Origin of the sequence: Tsuneonella mangrovi (genome assembly GCF_002269345.1) — a bacterium.
GTDB classification, from domain to species: Bacteria; Pseudomonadota; Alphaproteobacteria; order Sphingomonadales; family Sphingomonadaceae; genus Tsuneonella; species Tsuneonella mangrovi.
In genome coordinates, this window is record NZ_CP022889.1 from 1557936 (window position 1) to 1575595 (window position 17660).

Genomic DNA, 17660 nt, shown 5'->3' on the forward strand with positions numbered 1-17660 from the left:
TCATGCCATGGCCACCTTGCTGCTCACAGCCGTTGGCACGATTGTCGGCGGACCGGTCGGCGGTGCGATCGGCGCGCTCGCCGGGCGTTCGCTCGACGCAGCGATTGTTGGTGGCGGGCATCGCGAAGGGCCGCGAGTCAAGGACCTGGCGGTTACCACTTCAAGTTACGGTCAGCCGATCCCGCGCCATTTCGGAACGATGCGAACCGCCGGAACGATCATCTGGTCGACCGAACTCAACGAAACCAGCGAGACAAGCGGCGGCGGCAAGGGGAAGCCTTCCACCACGACATACACTTATTCGATCTCGTTCGCAGTGGCGCTCGCCAGCCGGCCGATCGATGGCATCGGGCGCATCTGGGCCGATGGCAACTTGCTGCGCGGAGCCGCCGGCGATTTAAAAGCCGCAGGATCCCTGCGGGTCTATTCGGGATCGGGCGACCAGCAACCCGACCCATTGATGGTCTCCGCGCTTGGCCTGCAGTGTCCGGCGTTTCGCGACTGCGCCTACGTCGTGTTTGAAGACCTCTCGCTGGGCGATTTCGGAAATCGCATCCCGGCGCTGACATTCGAGGTCTTCGCCGGATCCGGCGCGTCGCTCCTGGCAGAACTGACTGCCCCCGCGAGCGCAAACCTGAACGTCGCGTCCCTGCTCACGCAGGTCGATGGATTCAGCGATGAAGGAGGGGATATTTCGACGACCCTCGACACGATCGATGCGCTCGTCCCGCTTTCCCTTACAGTCAATGATCGGCTGCTCACGCTATCCACTGCGGACAACTCCGGGCCAGTCCAGGCCGCACTCCCCCAGGCTGCGCTCGGATGGGACCAGACCGATTTCGGTAAACAATCCGGCGAAGCGCGCGACCGCAATGCCGGCCTTCCCAACCGGATTGACACCGTGCGCTACTACGACATCGCGCGCGATTTCCAGCCGGGCGTGCAGCGGGCGGGCGGACAAGCAAAGCCGGCACGCTCGCGAACCGTCGATTTTCCCGCGGCGCTCGCCGCCACCGACGCGCGTTCGCTGGCCGACGCAGCCGCTCGCCGAACAAGCTGGAAGCGCGAGACACTGCGCTGGCGTATCACCGAACTCGACCCGGCGCTGGTGCCCGGCGCGCTGGTGACGGTGCCCGGCGAGACCGACTTGTGGCGGATCGAGAGTTGGGAATGGCGTGAGCGGGGCATCGACCTTGGCCTGGTCCGCCAGCAACCATTGGCTGGACCGCAACCGGCATCGACCGACCCGGGAGCGCTACCTGCGCCGGCGGATTCCGAAGCTGCTCCAACGGTGATGCAGGTGTTCGAGACCCCGGCGTGGACCGCGTTGAGCAGCGACCAACCGCTGATGTTTGCCGCAACATCCGCCACATCGAGCGGCTGGAACGGCGCCGCCCTTTATCTCGATCGAAACGGTAGCCTCATCCCGCTCGGTGCGAGTGGGCGGCGACCCGCTGCAATAGGTGATTTGGCGACTTCATTGCCGCCATCACAAGCAGTCCGGTTCGAACCCGACGCCTCCCTTAAGGTGACCTTGTGCAGTTCGGACCTGGCGCTGGCCTCGAGCGATCTCGGCGGGCTCGCATTTGGAGCAAACCGCGTGCTGGTTGGCGGTGAGGTGCTCCAATACGCGATTGCCGAGAATCTGGGAAATGCCGTCTGGCGCTTGACCGGGCTCCTGCGCGGCCGCGGCGGGACCGAGCTTGCCGCCTTCGCCGGTCATCCCGCGGGTGAAGAATTTGCCTTGCTCGACGGCCGGCTTAACCCGCTCGACGGCTCGATTGTACCGTCGGATCCGGCCACCCGGATCGCGGCGATCGGCCTGGGTGATACCGATCCGGTCTACGCTGCGCTGGCCAACCCCGGGTTGAGCAGGATGCCGCCCAGCCCGGTTCACTCACAAGCCAAGACTGCGACTGACGGAAGCCGCTTGTTTTCGTGGGTCCGCCGCGCCCGCGGCAGCTGGGAGTGGCCAGACGGCATCGAAATCCCGCTCGTCGAGCAGGCTGAAACATATCAGGTCGGGGTCGGGCCTCTCGATGCCCCGGTTGCAAGCTGGGAGACGAACGTGCCGAGTCTTGTCCTCGACAGCGCAACGTGGAGCGACTTGCAGGTATCTGCATCGGGGGCAGCTGTGTGGGTCCGACAGATCGGCACGTGGGCCCGTTCTCCTTCACTCTTGCTCACTCATGTCGACTAGTTACCAAGGAAATCCCCTCCATGCCTGATCCGATCTCCTATACTTCGACCACGCCGCGTTATGCACTGCCTCTCCTTTACCCGGGGCAGTCACAGAAGGAAGCATTCGTCAACGCCGCGTTGGCCCTCGCCGACCTGTTGCTCCATCCCGCCATCCTCGGTGAAGCCACTGATCCTCCAGCATCGCCTGTTGAAGGTGAGACATGGCTGGTCGCTGCAAGCGCGACCGGTGCATGGGTGAACCACGACAACGATCTTGCATCGTTCCAGAGCGGCTCGTGGGCCTTTGCCAGCCCAAGCGATGGGCTGCAGCTTCTCGACCTCTCCACCGGGCAGATGGTTCGCTACCTGAATGGCTGGCAACGGCCGACTGCTCCCGCCAGTCCAGCAGGTGGCACGACAGTCGATAGCGAAGCCCGAACTGCGATCGCCGGGATGATCGATGCACTGAAAAACGCAGGGATTTTTGCCAGTGTATGATGGGAACTAATCGTGCTAGGGCGCGTTCGATTGTCACAAGGAGGGCTATAAATCCTGCATTTTTCGAGGTTGGGCCCCAAACCGATGCGTTATTGCAACAGTTTGGCTCAAAGCCCGCTTGCCCTCTCAAGAGGTAGAAGATAGGAATTAGGTTCTTCGGTGGCTCAAAATTCGCTGAAAAGGGGAATTGCATAATGCGGAAACTCGTCATCGGTATGGCGATGGCCTCTACGGCCCTTGCTGTGCCCGCGCTTGCACGAGACAATTCGTGGTACGTCGAAGTCGACGGCGGCCCGATGCTCGTGGAAGATATCCATTACAACATCGGTGGTGCGCAGGACCAAGCTATCTCGCACCAGAAAGCCGGATACGATTTCGGCGGTATCGTCGGATACGATTTCGGTTCGATCCGGCTGGAAGCCGAAGGTAGTTATCGCTCTGCCGACATCGACTCGCTGACCGTGGACGTGCTTGGTGTTCCCAACTCCGCGTACGGTACTCCCGGTCGCATCGGGATGATCCGCAGCACGCCGGGCCTCGCTGCGACGGGTAGCGCCAATGTCCTGAGCTTCATGGTCAACGGGCTCGCCGATTTCGGGCCGGACGATGGCATCCAGGGCTATGTCGGCGCCGGTGTGGGCGTTGCCCGGACCGAGATTAGCGGTCTCACCGTGCAGACCAGCAGCCCGGGTTACCTCAACGATTCGGACAGCGGCTGGGCTTGGCAGGTCCTTGCCGGCGTTCGCGCACCGATCTCGGATCACTGGGATGTCGGCCTGAAGTATCGCTTCTTCAACACCGACGGACTCCACTTGACCGATTCGATCGGGCGGGAGAACTACACCAAGTGGCGGTCGCACTCGCTGCTCGGCACGCTGACGTACAACTTCGGTGCGCCGCCGCCGCCCCCACCGCCGCCCCCACCGCCGCCGCCTCCGCCTCCGCCGCCTCCGCCGCCACCGCCGCCGCCGCCGCCGCCGCCGGCTCCGGTGTGCAACAAGGGCCCCTACATCGTGTTCTTCGAGTGGGATAAGTCGGACATTACGCCGGAAGCAGCAGCGATCCTTGACAATGCCGTGTCGGCTTACGCCAACTGCGGCAGCGCTTCGGTGATGCTTGCTGGCTATACCGACCGTTCGGGTACGGTGAAGTACAACCTTGGTCTTGCGGCTCGCCGCAACGACTCGGTCCGTGCTTACCTCTCGGGCCACGGCATCCCGGACGGCATGATCTCGAGCGAAGCCTTCGGCGAAGCGAACCCGCGGGTTCCGACTGCCGACGGTGTGCGCGAGCTTCAGAACCGTCGCGTGGAAATCACCTACGGTCCGGGTTCGGGCATGTAAGCCCGTTCCAGACGGACAAGATCAGGAGGGGCCGGAGCTATCCGGCCCCTCTTTTTGTGTTGTCCTGATTTGCAAGGAGCTCGGGACAACCAACTGCCTAGTAGAGCCGCACTTCTGACGACCTTGCGGGACGACGAAGCCCTTTGCAGCAAGCCTCAGGCCCAGAATTCTCCGCCGACGCTGACTCGCGCGTCAATTGCACAGATCTAAGAACCGCACTCTCTCAGGTACGATGATCGATCGACTGATCGGTGCGAAGGCCTCGCGCCGAACCAGGCATCAGCCAGCCGACGGCAAATTGCCGTAGCCCCGCGTCGCCACGGCAATGCCGGGCCGATTCAATTTATGCGACCAGGTCCTCTCCCGCAGCACGCGCGCGCTCGACCATCGTCCGCGCCGCTTCCGGCACGAGCCGAATTGCGAACACGAGGCAGACAAACCCGAACGGAACCGCAAGCAAGGTCGAACGCACACCGAGCGAGATGTCGCCTCCATGCGTCGCTGAAACCCAGCCAGCCATGAACGGTCCGACAGCGAGTCCAACGAGCGTTGTCGCAAGGAAGAAAGTGGCAGTCGCTACCCCACGCATCCGGGGGAGAACCAATGCCTGGCTCGTCGCAGCAGCAGCCCCGAGTGCCGTGGCGGCCAAGAACTGGCCCGATGCCGCCCCGATATAGAACACGAGCTTGTCAGGCGTAGTGTAGGTCATCCACAGGACCGGTAGCGGGGCGAGCAACCCGAACAGCACCACAAACAAACGCCCTGCCGGATAGCGGACGAACAGCCAATCAGCCGCGCGGCCGCCGGCGATGACTCCGAGGAATCCGGTGACTGCAGCCGATCCGCCGAGGATCATTCCCATCTCGGTCGCAGGTATCGAGAACCGCACCTCGCCATAGGGCGCAGCGAAGAACGAGCTGGCATACGACACGAACGAAACAATCCCGTATCCCAGGATCGTGGCGAGGAATGCCGGCGAGCCCCAAGTCAGATGAAACGTCGGCTTATCGCGCGAGCGCAGTCCGCACGCCCAGCTGAACACCGCGTAGTATCCGATTCCAAGCAGCAACCATTGGTCGGAAACCGCGTGAATGATCGAGCCAGGGCCGGCGTAGACCCAGTGGGTCAGCAGCACCGCAGCGGTGGCGAAGAAAGCAGCGCCAGCAAGGTTCACCAACAATGCCACCGGACCGCGGCGCATCGCGCCGATCACCGTGAGCGGCGGGATGATTTGCAGCAGTTCCTCGGTAAACCCGCGGAAAGGCTGCGGATCCTCCTTCGTCGGCAATCCGTCGATTGCCCCTCGGATCGGCTCGCGTAGGGTCAGAACCCAAGCGGCCAGTAACAAGCCCGGCAGGCCGACGCTGACGAAGGCCGCCTGCCAGCCAACCAGCCCGAGCGGCCCGCCGTGGGGATAGGCAGCGTCCCAGTGATCCTTGATGAAACCTCCGATCACCAGCGAAATGCCGCCGCCGAAATAGAGGCCCGAGGAATAGATCGCCAGCGCTGTCGCGCGCAGCCGCGCAGGGAACCAGTCGGAAATCAATGAATAGGCCGAGGGGCTGGCGGTCGCCTCTCCGACGCCAACGCCGATCCGCGCGACCGTCAGTGTGCCGCCGTTGCGAGCGAATCCGGACATCGCCGTCATCATCGACCAAAGCGCGAGCCCGATCGACATCAGCCGCACGCGCTTCCAGCTATCCGCCAGTTTCCCCAATGGAATCCCGAAAAGCGCGTAGAAGATCGCGAACGCAGTGCCGTAGAGGAATCCGAGGTACGCGTCGTCAACCCCGAGGTCGGCCTTGATGTCGTTGGCAAGGATCGAGAGGATCTGCCGGTCGACGAAGTTCAATACGTAGATCAGCACCAGGACGCCGAGCGCATACCAGCTGTAGGCCGGAACCTTCTGTTCGGCTGCGCTCGTGGCGCCGCCACCGTTCCCTTCGTTCAAATGACCTCTCCTGTCGGCCCGATTCAATCGGTTTTGTAGGTTACCCTATCTTCCAAACCGGCCTGCGCGAAGCCCTTTCGGCGCAAGCGGCAACTGTCGCATTCGCCGCACGCCAGCCCCTCCGACGTCGGGTCGTAGCACGACCACGAGAGCCCTGTGTCGAGGCCCAACCTCGCCGCCTCGCGAGCAATATCAGCCTTGGTCAAATGCTGTAGCGGCGCGTGGATCGCGAATGGCTTCCCTTCGACCCCGTCGCGCGTACCGAGCCGGGCGGTTTCGGCAAAGCTGGCGATGAATTCAGGGCGACAATCGGGATACCCCGAATAGTCGAGCGCATTGACCCCGATGAACACATCGTGCGCTCCCGCCGCTTCCGCGCAGGCGATTGTTAGCGACAGGAACACGAGGTTGCGCGCCGGGACATAGGTCACCGGTATGTCATCCCCGATCCCGGATTTGGGTACGTCGATCTCCGCAGTGAGCGCCGATCCACCGAACTTGCGCAGATCGAGCGGCATCACGACATGCTCGCGCGCGCCTAGCGCCGCGGCTATCCGGCCGGCCGACTCGATCTCCCGCCGATGCCGTTGGCCATAGTCGATCGTCAACGCATAGAGAGCGTAGCCCTGCTCGCGGGCGATCGCGGCCGACACCATCGAATCGAGCCCGCCCGACAGCAGGACGACTGCGAGCGGCTGGGCTGCATCTTTAGGCGAGGTCATCCGCGCGCGCTAGGCGATCCCGGCAGTCGGCACAATGGCCGCTGCTCAACCGCTTACGAGCATGAGCCGACCCGGCGCGCTTCGGCGAGGAATTCGAACGGCTGTCCGCCAGCGATACCCTGGCTGTCGACCTGGGCCAGCGTCGGGGTTTCCTGCCTGATATTGGTGCGGCCATAGCCATTGCCGCGGCAGGTGTACTGGACCGTCACTGCACTCGGTCCGTCCTCCACCACGAATCGGTTGCATGCCGCATCGCCATGCTTGAGTTGGATCAGTTCGCGACCGGTCTTGAGGCAGATGCGACGCGTTTCCCCGCTGTCCCGAAAGCGCACTTCCCACATCCCGGGTTTCAGTTTGTCGAGCATTGCCAGTGCTGGAGCCTGTGCGATCGCCGGCGCGAAGGCGAACGACAGCCCAAGGGCAGCGGCGATCATCGCCGATCGCTTACCGATTGTGCTCATCGCTCGTTTCAACGTTTGCTCCATGCCTCGAACTGCAAACAGGGCGCAGCTTTGCTACATTTGAACGGCATTGTCGGCCAAACGTTCTTTATGAACGATGAACCGTTATGCCGCGATCGGGAAAGCCCGCGAGCAAAACGCGCAATCGACCACGATCATACCGTCATCGTTGCGCATTTCGGCCCGTTCCTCTTCGGGGAACCGGGCAAGAACTTCCTCGTAGTGCTCCACCGAGCACCGGCAGCCCCGAGATATCTCTGCGCCGGGTTTGACCCGCACTTCGTCTTCTTCGTGAAACAATCGCCAGGCGAGCGCTTCCATCGACAGTGCCGGATCGAGCAGTTCGTCGTGCCGGATCGACCCGGCCATGACCGCAACGTGCTCCCACTCGGGATGGTCGTGGCGGACGTGGAGTCGCTCGCGCCCTTCCTCACCGTCGGGCAAGTGCTGGACCAGGAGGCCGGCTGCGGTCGTTTCCCCGCCAGAAGAACGCACGGCTACCCGAATCAGCGTCGGCACCTGCTCGGACTGGCTGAAATAGGTTTGGCAGGCTTCAGCAAGCGATTCGCCCTCGAGCGGAACGATGCCCTGGTAGCGGCCCTTGTCGCCGTCCATATCGAACGTGATTGCAAGATAGCCCTTGCCGAATAGCGCGTAGAGCGATGGGTTCGCGCCCAGCGATGCCAGCCGTTCGGCGTCGAAATCGACATATCCGCGCAAGTCCCCATCGCGATAGTCGCACACCAGCAGTCGCACGATGCCGCCTTCGGTCTGCGCCTGCATCGTGACCTGTCCGCTGCCCTTGTCGAGCAGGCCGCCAACCAGCGCCGCGACCACCAGCGCTTCGGCCAGCAAGTGGGTAATCGCGGGCGGATAATCGTGCGCGGCAAGGATTTCCTGCAGGACGCAGTCGAGCCTGACCACCCGCCCGCGCGCATTGCGCGAAGGGATGGTGAAGCCGAGCACACGCCCCGAATAGGTTTCGTCGGTGATGTCCATCGCGGCCAATATGGGAGCGATCGGCGTTGGTGCAATCGCCGCGCGCGAGGCCTCAGAGGAGCCCGAAGCACCACAGCAGCACGGACTTCTGCCCGTGGATGCGGTTTTCCGCTTCGTCGAACACTACCGACTGCGCGCTCTCGAACACCTCCTCGGTCACTTCCTCGCCGATATGCGCCGGCAGGCAATGGAGGAAGATCGCGTCGCTCTTCGCGCGGGCCATCAGCGCGGCATCGACCTGGTACGGCGCCATCGCCGCCAGCTTGTTATGCGCATGGTCCTGGCCCATCGAGACCCACGTATCGGTGACGATTACGTCGGCATCGTCGGCCGCCGTGCCGGCATCGTGGGTCAACGTCACGGTCGCCCCGCCGGCACGCGCCATTGCGATGAATTCCTCCTCCGGCTCGTAGCCCTGCGGTGTCGCGACCCGGACGTTGAACCCAAGCAGCCCGGCCGCCTCGAGGATCGAATGCAGCACATTGTTGCCATCGCCAAACCACGCCAGTTCGAGCCCTTTAAGGAACTTCCCGTGCTCCTCGATTGCCAGCAGGTCGGCAACGATCTGGCACGGGTGCGAGCGATCGGTCAGCCCATTGATCACCGGGACGCTGGCGTGCGCGGCCATTTCCTCGATCTTGGCGTGATCGTCGGTGCGGATCATGATCGCATCGACCATCCGGCTCAGCACACGCGCGGTATCGGCAACACTCTCGCCGCGCCCCAGTTGCATCGAGCCCGATTCCATCACCAAGGCGGTGCCGCCCAGTTGGCGCATCGCCATGTCGAAGCTGACCCGGGTGCGGGTCGAGTTCTTCTCGAAGATCATCGCCAGAACGCGGCCGGCAAGCGGCGCGTCGGTATCCGCCCGACCCTTGGGCCATTCCTTGCGCGCCGCCTTGCGTGCGTGCCCGTCTGCCAGCATCGCCGCGAGCGCTTCACTTCCCGCGTCGGAGAGGTCGAGTAAGTGCCGTTGGCCCATCACGCCCCGTCCGGAATCTGGTAGTCGGCAGCGCCCGCCGACAGCTTATCGAAGAACTCGTCGATTTCGGCATCGCCGACCACCAGCGGGGGCAGCACGCGCAGCGTATTGTCGCCTGCCGCCACGGTCAGCAAATGGTGATTGTCGCGCAAGTGGACGAAGAACGGACGGCTTTCGACTTTCATCTTGATGCCAAGCATCAGGCCCTTGCCGCGCACGAGCTCGAACAGGTCGGGATAGTTGCCGATGAACTGTTCGAGCCGGGCGCGGATCCGTTCGCCCTTCTCGCGCACTTCGGTGAGAAATTCATCGTTCGCGACGGCATCCATCACCGCCATTCCGGCGGCCATCGCCAGCGGGTTGCCGCCATAAGTCGAACCGTGGGTGCCGAACACCATGCCGCGTGCGGCCTTCTCGGTCGCAAGGCACGCGCCGAGCGGGAAGCCGCCGCCGATACCCTTGGCGGTAGCCATGATGTCGGGCTCGATACCGTACTGCTCGTAAGCGTAGAACGTGCCGCTGCGCGCGACGCCGCACTGTACTTCGTCGAGCACGAGCATCAGGTCGTGCTCGTCGGCCAGCTGGCGCAGCCCCTGCATGAATTCATCCGAAGCCGGGCGGATTCCACCCTCGCCCTGGATCGGTTCGACCAGGAATCCAGCGGTGTTCGGCCCCATCTGCGCCTTGGCGCTCTCGAGGTCGTCGAACTCGGCATATTTGAACCCGGCGAGCAGCGGCAGGAAGCCCTTGTGCATCTTCTCCTGGTTCGACGCGCTGATGGTCGCCATCGTCCGCCCGTGGAAGGCGTTCTTGAACGTGATCAGTTCGTACTTGTCGTCATTGCCGACGCTTTGGTGATAGGCGCGCGCGGTCTTGATCGCGGCTTCGACCGCTTCGGCACCCGAATTGGTGAAGAACACCGTATCAGCAAAGGTCATGTCGACCAGCCGCTGCGCCAGGGCCTCGCCCTGCGGGCTGCCGTAGAGGTTGGAAACGTGCATCAGCGTTTCGGCCTGCTTCTGGATCGCACCGATCAACCCTGCGTGGCTATGGCCCAGCAGGTTGACCGCGATCCCACTGGCGAAATCGAGGTAGCGGGTGCCGTCTTCGTCGATCAGATGGCAGTGCTCACCGCGCACGGGACGCACGCCGCACCGGGGATAGACGGGCATGAGCGGAGTGATCGACATCGGCATATTCCTTGACCAAGAGACGGGTAACGAGAAACGAAACGACAAATGGCGGCCCCGCATTGGAGCCGCCATTCGCACCGTTTAGGTAGTTGCGTCGCCGCGGTCAAACCACCGCGGTTTCGCCGGAGATCATTCCTGGACGGGCACCAGGTTGACCGCCGAATATTTCCCTCGTCGATCGACTTCGAGATCGAACTCGAAGCGCTCACCCTCGTTGATCGTCGACAGGCCCGAACGTTCGATCGCACTGATATGCACGAACGCATCCGGCTGGCCGTCGTCACGCACGAGGAAGCCGAAGCCCTTGGTGCCGTTGAAGAACTTGACCGTTCCGGTAGCCTTTTCGCCGGTCAGTTCGCGGCGCGGCTTTTCCACACGGCTCTCGACAGCAATTACGTCGCCAACGACCTGCAGGTCCTGCGCGGAAATCTTGCCGCCACGATCGACCAGGTTGAATTCCAGCTCCTGTCCTTCGGCGAGGCCCTCAAGGCCCGCGCGCTCGACTGCGCTGATGTGGACGAACACGTCCTCGCCGCCGCCATCCTGCGCGATGAAACCGAAGCCTTTCTGGCCGTTGAAGAACTTGACCGTGCCCTTGCCGGTGCCGACGACTTGCGGGGGCATGCGGTTGAAACCGCCACCGCCACCACCGCCGCCGCCTGAACGGCCGCCACCAAATCCGCCGCCGCGATTGCCGCCGCCGCCAAACCGGTCGCCACCGCCACCGCCACCGCCAAAACGATCGCCGCCACCGCCGAAACGGTCGCCGCCGCCGAAATTGTCGCGTGGGGGGAAACTGTCCTGACCGCCGCCAAAGGGATCGAAACCGTCTTCGCCAAATCCGTCGCGCTTGTCCCGGCCGCGGCGGCGCCCTCTATCATAACCCATAGTGTGAAACGTGCCTTCGTATTACTCGCCGCCCGGAATCCCTCCCCCAATCGGCGCGGGCGGTGCGCCACGGGCCGATGCGATTCGCGCCGTGGCACGATTCACACCGTTCAATCGGCGGCGGCATATAGCGCAAACCTGTGAGGTTAGCGAATTAATTCGCGGAATCGCTAGATGTGGCGTTTGCACTCGGGCGGCAGGCGGTTCCGGCGCTGGCTGTCGAGTTCGCTTGCCTCTCATCGTTCCGCGCGGCATGGCAGGCATCAAATGGAAATCTTGGCCCTCCTTTCCGATCCCGGCGCGTGGCTCGCGCTGCTGACCCTGATCGCGCTCGAAGTCGTACTGGGGATCGACAATCTGGTATTTATTGCCATTCTTTCCAACAAGTTGCCAGAAGAGCAGCAATCACGCGCGCGGCGCATCGGGCTCGCACTGGCGTTGATCATGCGGATCGCCCTGTTGCTGTTGATCGGCTGGCTGGTAACGCTGCAGGCCACATTGTTCGACCTCGGCCTGCACGGTGCGCCGGGGCCGCATGGTGAGGCCACCTTCGAAACCGCGTTTTCCGGACGCGACCTGATCCTGCTGGCCGGCGGACTGTTCCTTTTGTGGAAGGCGACCAAGGAAATTCACCACTCGATGTCGCCGGAAGACGAATCGGGCGACCTGCTCGACAAGTCTCCCGCGAAGGCAGTGGCGCAGCTGACATTCTCCAGCGCGATCGCGCAGATCATCGCGCTCGACCTGGTATTCTCGATCGATTCGATCCTGACGGCGGTGGGCATGACCGACGAGGTTGCGATCATGGTCGCTGCGGTGGTGATTACCGTCACAATCATGCTGTTCGCCGCCGATCCGCTCGCCCGGTTCATCGAGCGCAACCCGACGCTTGTTATGCTGGCGCTGGCGTTCCTGGTGATGATCGGCTTCGTACTGATTGCCGACGCGTTCGGGGTCCATGTGCCCAAGGGCTATATCTACGCGGCGATGGGATTTTCGGTCGCGGTAGAGATGCTCAACATTGCGCAGCGCAATCGCCGCATGAAAGGAAAGCGGGCATGAGCCAGTTTCGCCGCCTGTCCGACACGGTGCTTGCTAGCCCACAAATTTCGGTCGCCGACGTGTCGGCCGCACAAGCGCAAGGCGTCAGGCTGATCGTCAACAACCGGCCCGAGGGCGAAAGCGCGGACCAGGTTCCCGGCGCAATGATCGAAGCCGCCGCGCGCGCGGCGGGGATCGCCTATCTCGCGATTCCCGTGACTCATGCCGGGTTCAGCATGCCACAGGTCGAAGCAATGGCCGAGGCGCTGGCGGGGGCGGAAGGACCGGTGCTGGCGTATTGCCGATCGGGCACCCGATCGACCCTGCTGTGGGCGCTTGCACAGGCCAGCACGGGTGCCGAGCCCGGCGCGCTGTTCGCTGCGGCCGCTGAAGCGGGTTACGATCTTACGCCGATTTCTCCGGCGCTCGACGCCCTGGCGGCAGCGAACCGATAAATGGAAGCAAAGCTGATCCAGCTTGGCGCTTCGCTGCTGGCGATACTGGCGCTCGCCTGGATCGCCTATCGGCTCCACCTGGGCGGAGATGCCCGCATCCGCAACGAAGCCGACGCGCGGCGGCTGGCCGACGAAGCGGTGAGCGGTTTCGTGCCGGTCGACTTCGCTATCGACCGCGCAGGATATGCGGCGCTGCTGCGCGATGCAGCCGGGCGCGTGCTGCTGCTTCGCCGTCACGGCGCACACTTTGCGGGGCGACTGCTCGACGGGCACACCGCTTCGCGGCTCGACCAGCAGTTCCTGACTATCGGCACCAGTGACAAACGGTTCGGCAGCGTGACGCTCGACCTGGGGCCGCAGGCACAGGCTTGGGCAGCGAGCCTGCGGCGCGTATAGGATCTTCGCCATGCCCAGCTTCAACCCAGTCGATTACGCCGTGCCCGGATTCGTCCTGCTGGTTCTTGTCGAGATGGTCTGGGCGGCCAAGCAACGCCACGAAGCCTACGAGCCGCGCGACACCCTTACCAGCCTCGCGATGGGGCTCGGCAGCACGGTCGCCGGGGTGCTGACCGGCGGGGTCGTGATCGCGCTGTTCATGGCGCTATGGCAGTTTCGGCTATTCGATATCGGCTGGGCCTGGTGGGCCTGGCCGCTGTGCTTCGTGCTCGACGATTTCGCCTACTACCTGTTCCACCGCGCGGCACACCGGGTGCGCTGGTTCTGGGCCAGCCACGTCAACCACCATTCGAGCCAACACTACAACCTCTCGACCGCGCTGCGCCAGACGTGGACCGGGTTCTTCGCGGCAAACTTCCTGTTCCGCGCGCCGTTGGCGCTGATCGGGTTCCACCCGGGGATGATTGCGATCGTCGGCGGGTTCAACCTGATCTACCAGTTCTGGATCCACACCGAAGCGATCGGGCGGATGCCGCGCTGGTTCGAAGCAGTGATGAATACCCCGAGCCACCACCGGGTGCACCATGCGACCAACCCGCGCTATCTCGACCGCAATTATGCCGGGGTGTTCATCGTGTGGGACCGTATGCTCGGCACGTTCGAGCCCGAGGTGTTCCCGGAAGAAGGCGGCGAACCGATCCGCTATGGCATCGTCAAGCAGCTCGGCAGCTTCAACCTGCTGCACGCGGTGTTCCACGAATGGATCGCGATGCTGGCCGACCTGTGGCGCGCACCGTGGCGGCACAAGCTCGCATACCTGGTCAAACCGCCCGGGTGGAGCCACGATGGCAGCCGCGAGAGCTCGGACACGATCCGCGCGCGTTGGCGCGAACGGCAATCGCAAGCGCAAACCGTTTCATCGGAAAACCCGATTGCGGGCCATAGCGAAGCGGCCTAGCGAGATTCCTCGTTGCGCTATCGCCCATGTGGCGACTTGAGCGCCGAGAGGAGCAGGCAGGCATGGACGAATTCGACGTCATCGTGATTGGCGGCGGCAGCGGCGGCAGCGCCGTGGCCGGGCGGCTGGCGGAGGCGGGCAAGAGCGTGTGCCTGCTCGAGGCCGGTCCGCGCAACAACACGGTGATCATCAAGACGCCCGGCTTCATGCCGTTCATCCGCGACAAGTCGAACTATCGCTTCGAGACCGTACCGCAGAAGGGCCTGAATGGACGGATCGGCTACCAGCCGCGCGGACGCGGGCTCGGCGGATCGAGCGCGATCAACGCGATGGTCTATATCCGCGGCAACCGGTGGGACTACGACAACTGGGCCGCGCTCGGCTGCACCGGGTGGAGCTACGATGATGTGCTTCCCTACTTCAAGCGCGCCGAGCACAATGTGCGCGGGACCGACGATTTCCACGGCGCCAGCGGTCCGCTGTGGGTCAGCGACCAGCATTCGGTGAACCCGGGCAGTCGCGCCTTCATTGAAGCAGCAACCCAGCTCCAGCTGCCGCACAACCGCGACTTCAACGCCGAAAAGCAGGACGGCTTCGGGCTCTACCAGGTAACCCAGAAGGACGGCGAGCGCTGGTCCGCCGCGCGCGCCTATGTCGAACCGATGCGCTCCCACAGCAATCTCGACATCCGCATCGGCGTGACAGTGCAGCGGATCGAGATCGCCGACGGGCGTGCCAAGGGTGTGACATACACCGTTGGCGGCAAGGAGCGCACGCTCTCGGCGCGGGGCGGCGTGGTGCTGTCTGCCGGGGCGTTCAATTCGCCGCAGGTACTTATGCTGTCCGGCATCGGGCCGGCGGAGCACCTCAAGGACCACGGAATCGACGTGGTCGCAGATGTCGCTGCGGTCGGCTCGGACCTCCAGGATCACCCTGATTACGTTTCAAGCTGGTCGACCAAGAGCACCGACTTCTTCGGCACCAGCCTGAAGGGCACACTACGTATGGCCGGAGCGATTATCGAACACCGTCGCAAGCGTAGCGGACCGATGACGACGCCGTTTGCCGAGGCTGGGGGTTTCTGGAAGGTGATGGACGATGCCCCCGCACCCGACGTGCAATGGCATTTCGTCCCGGCGATGCTCGAGGACCATGGCCGCACACAAGTGAAGGGCCACGGGTTCTCGCTGCACGCGTGCGTCCTGCGTCCGGAAAGCCGCGGGACCGTGCGATTGCAATCGCGCGAGGCGAGCGATGCTCCGCTGATTGATCCCAATTTCCTCGACGAAGACCGCGATATCGCGGTGATGCGCGCTGGCGTGCGGCTATCGCACCGGATTGCCGCGGCCCCTGCGATGGCGGCCTACGATCCGCAGGACCGCCACCCGGTCGACATCGAGAATGACGACGCGCTCGACGACCTGATCCGCAGCCGCGCCGACACCGTCTATCACCCTGTCGGCACCTGCCGCATGGGGGGCGATGAGGCCAGCGTGGTCGATCCCACGCTCAAGGTGCGCGCGGTCGACGGATTATGGGTCGCCGATGCCTCGATCATGCCGCGGCTTGTCAGCGGCAACACCAACGCGCCCAGCATCATGATCGGCGAACGCTGTGCCGATTTCGTGAAGGCGGAATTAGCCTAGTCACTTCATTTCGTGCGCGCCTGCGCCGCCTCAGCAATTTTGCGACCCAAACAAAAAGGGGGCCGGAGCGGCTGGCTCCGGCCCTTGAAAGGCGTTGTTCGCAGGAGGAACATCTGATGGCGGGCCCGGGGGAGTAGGAGAGGAGAGAGGTCCCCCGGCCCCGCCAAACTGGTGATTAGTTGTAGGCGCGTTCTCCGTGTTCGCCGATGTCGAGACCTTCCTGCTCGACTTCGGGGGAGACCCGCAGCCCGGTGACTGCCTTGGCGATGTAGATCGCGATCGCGGTCCCGATGGCGGCGATAGCGATGGTCGCAACGACGGTCTGGAGCTGGATCCACACCTGGGCACCGATGCCGACCGATCCGTCGCCCGGACCGCCAAGCAGCGGCGAGTAGACGATGCCGGTGCCGATCGCGCCAACCATTCCGCCCACACCGTGGATGCCGAAGGTATCGAGAGCGTCATCGTAGCCGAGGGCGCCCTTGAGCTTGGAAACCGCGAAGTAGCAGATGATCGCGACGACGAAGCCGAGCACGATCGCGCCGAACGGACCCGAGTTACCGGCTGCCGGAGTGACCGCAACGAGACCGGCGATGATGCCCGAGCAGAAACCCAGGGCCGAACCCTTGTGGCCCATCAGGCGTTCCATCACCATCCAGCCGATGCCGGCCGCGGCGGTGGCAACAAAGGTATTGATCATTGCCAGACCGGCAGAGCCATTGGCTTCGAGCGCCGAACCGGCGTTGAAGCCGAACCAACCCACCCACAGCAGGCCGGTGCCCACGCTGGTCAGCGTCAGGCTGTGCGGCGGCATCGGCTCTTCGGGATAGCCCTTGCGCTTGCCGAGGATGATGCACGCGACCAGCGCCGAGACGCCCGAGTTGATGTGAACCACGGTACCACCGGCGAAGTCCAGGGCGCCAAGTTCGAGGAAGTGGCCGTTGCCCGCCCACACCATGTGCGCGATCGGGAAATAGACGATCGTCAGCCATACGACTGCGAAAACCATCACCGCCGAGAACTTGATGCGCTCGACAACCGAGCCCAACACAAGGGCCACGGTGATCGCGGCAAAGGTCATCTGGAAGCAGATGAACACGTATTCGCTGATCACTACGCCATCTGTGAATGTCGGCGCGGTGCTGTCTTGCGTCACTCCGTGAAGGAATGCCTTGCCGAACCCGGAGATGAAGCCATTACCGCCGTCACCAAAGGATTCGGTGTAGCCCCACATCACCCAGATGAGCATGGTCAGCGCGGCGACCGCGCCGACCTGTGTCATGACCGAGAGCATGTTCTTCGAACGGGCGAGGCCGCCGTAAAACAGGGCAAGACCCGGCACGATCATCATCAGCACGAGCAAGGTGGAAGTCATCATCCAGGCGTTGTTGCCCGGATCAGGCACAGGAGCGGCGGCAGCGGCCTCCTGCGCGAAAGCGGCGGTTGCGACGAGCATCGAGGCCCCGATGGCCCCCGCGCCGCACAGCAATTTGCGGATCATAGTCAAACCCCTCATGTCGATGAGCGCGCTCACAGCGCGGTGTCCCCGGTCTCGCCGGTGCGGATGCGCGTGGCCGATGCGAGATCGAGCACGAAGATCTTGCCGTCACCGATCGATTCGGTGCTGGCGACTTGCTGGATCGTCTCGACGACCTGCTCGGCGATCGCGTCGCTCGCAGCGATCTCCAGCTTCACTTTGGGAAGCATGTTGGTCGAGTACTCGGCCCCGCGATAGATTTCGGTCTGGCCCTTCTGGCGTCCGAAGCCCTTGACCTCGGTCACGGTCATGCCCGCGACACCGATCCCGGAGAGCGCTTCGCGCACCTCGTCGAGCTTGAACGGCTTGATTACGGCGATGATGAATTTCATCGATGCCCCCTTGCTGCTCACCGGATGAGCCCGGCGTTCGCTAGTGCAGCAAGAGGCGTGCCAGATCGTGGTTCATG

The 17660-nt window shown here is 63.7% G+C and carries 17 protein-coding genes; 8 read left to right on the forward strand and 9 right to left on the reverse strand.

The window, feature by feature from the left end; all coding sequences use genetic code 11:
* The first annotated feature begins 7 nt into the window (after positions 1–7).
* From CJO11_RS07630 to CJO11_RS07640, 3 genes are all read left to right on the forward strand, one after another.
* Entirely contained in the window at positions 8–2200 is a 2193-nt protein-coding gene (locus CJO11_RS07630) for a phage tail protein (protein WP_095012179.1), read from the forward strand.
* A gap of 20 nt (positions 2201–2220) precedes the next feature.
* Positions 2221–2679: a DUF2793 domain-containing protein gene (locus CJO11_RS07635; protein ID WP_095012180.1), complete on the forward strand. Its 459-nt coding sequence runs from the start codon at positions 2221–2223 to the stop codon at positions 2677–2679.
* A gap of 194 nt (positions 2680–2873) precedes the next feature.
* On the forward strand, positions 2874–4022 hold the full coding sequence (locus tag CJO11_RS07640; protein WP_095012181.1) for an OmpA family protein: 1149 nt from the start codon (positions 2874–2876) through the stop codon (positions 4020–4022).
* A 343-nt stretch (positions 4023–4365) separates the two neighbouring features.
* Here the strand turns inward: CJO11_RS07640 and CJO11_RS07645 are convergent, their stop codons facing one another.
* The 7 genes from CJO11_RS07645 to CJO11_RS13445 form a co-directional block, all read right to left on the reverse strand.
* Positions 4366–5973 carry a spinster family MFS transporter gene (locus CJO11_RS07645; protein ID WP_095012182.1) on the reverse strand — a complete coding sequence of 536 codons (1608 nt, stop codon included), beginning with the start codon at positions 5971–5973 and terminating at the stop codon, positions 4366–4368.
* Between the two features lie 23 nt (positions 5974–5996).
* A complete protein-coding gene (gene queC / locus CJO11_RS07650) occupies positions 5997–6695 on the reverse strand; it encodes a 7-cyano-7-deazaguanine synthase QueC (protein ID WP_095012183.1) in 699 nt (232 codons plus the stop codon).
* A 53-nt stretch (positions 6696–6748) separates the two neighbouring features.
* Positions 6749–7156, reverse strand: a complete 408-nt coding sequence (locus CJO11_RS07655; RefSeq protein WP_240504354.1) for a DUF3617 domain-containing protein — start codon at positions 7154–7156, stop codon at positions 6749–6751.
* A gap of 105 nt (positions 7157–7261) precedes the next feature.
* Entirely contained in the window at positions 7262–8155 is an 894-nt protein-coding gene (hslO, locus tag CJO11_RS07660) for an Hsp33 family molecular chaperone HslO (protein WP_095012185.1), read from the reverse strand.
* 52 nt (positions 8156–8207) lie between these two features.
* A complete protein-coding gene (gene argF, locus CJO11_RS07665) occupies positions 8208–9137 on the reverse strand; it encodes an ornithine carbamoyltransferase (RefSeq protein WP_095012186.1) in 930 nt (309 codons plus the stop codon).
* On the reverse strand, positions 9137–10327 hold the full coding sequence (locus tag CJO11_RS07670; RefSeq protein ID WP_095013284.1) for an aspartate aminotransferase family protein: 1191 nt from the start codon (positions 10325–10327) through the stop codon (positions 9137–9139). The genes argF and CJO11_RS07670 overlap by 1 nt, the downstream gene beginning before the upstream one ends.
* Positions 10328–10459: 132 nt before the next feature.
* On the reverse strand, positions 10460–11218 hold the full coding sequence (locus CJO11_RS13445) for a cold-shock protein (RefSeq protein ID WP_095012187.1): 759 nt from the start codon (positions 11216–11218) through the stop codon (positions 10460–10462).
* Positions 11219–11485: 267 nt separating this feature from the next.
* Between CJO11_RS13445 and CJO11_RS07680 the strand changes: the two genes are divergently transcribed.
* The 5 genes from CJO11_RS07680 to CJO11_RS07700 all read left to right on the forward strand — a co-directional run bounded on the left by CJO11_RS07680 (position 11486) and on the right by CJO11_RS07700 (position 15714).
* Positions 11486–12280: a TerC family protein gene (locus CJO11_RS07680; protein ID WP_095012188.1), complete on the forward strand. Its 795-nt coding sequence runs from the start codon at positions 11486–11488 to the stop codon at positions 12278–12280.
* Positions 12277–12714, forward strand: coding sequence for a protein tyrosine phosphatase family protein (locus CJO11_RS07685; protein WP_095012189.1), 438 nt, complete (start codon positions 12277–12279; stop codon positions 12712–12714). The genes CJO11_RS07680 and CJO11_RS07685 overlap by 4 nt, the downstream gene beginning before the upstream one ends.
* Positions 12715–13110 carry an NUDIX hydrolase gene (locus CJO11_RS07690; RefSeq protein WP_095012190.1) on the forward strand — a complete coding sequence of 132 codons (396 nt, stop codon included), beginning with the start codon at positions 12715–12717 and terminating at the stop codon, positions 13108–13110. It abuts the gene before it with no gap.
* Positions 13111–13120: 10 nt separating this feature from the next.
* Positions 13121–14068 (forward strand): sterol desaturase family protein, encoded by a 948-nt coding sequence (locus CJO11_RS07695; RefSeq protein WP_095012191.1) that lies wholly within the window; start codon positions 13121–13123, stop codon positions 14066–14068.
* Positions 14069–14130: 62 nt separating this feature from the next.
* Positions 14131–15714: a GMC family oxidoreductase gene (locus CJO11_RS07700; protein WP_095012192.1), complete on the forward strand. Its 1584-nt coding sequence runs from the start codon at positions 14131–14133 to the stop codon at positions 15712–15714.
* Between the two features lie 175 nt (positions 15715–15889).
* Here CJO11_RS07700 and CJO11_RS07705 read toward each other — a convergent pair whose 3' ends face one another.
* Together CJO11_RS07705 and CJO11_RS07710 are read right to left on the reverse strand one after the other, a co-directional pair.
* A complete protein-coding gene (locus CJO11_RS07705; RefSeq protein ID WP_205651045.1) occupies positions 15890–17215 on the reverse strand; it encodes an ammonium transporter in 1326 nt (441 codons plus the stop codon).
* A 29-nt stretch (positions 17216–17244) separates the two neighbouring features.
* Positions 17245–17583 carry a P-II family nitrogen regulator gene (locus CJO11_RS07710; RefSeq protein WP_095013286.1) on the reverse strand — a complete coding sequence of 113 codons (339 nt, stop codon included), beginning with the start codon at positions 17581–17583 and terminating at the stop codon, positions 17245–17247.
* Positions 17584–17660: the final 77 nt, after the last annotated feature.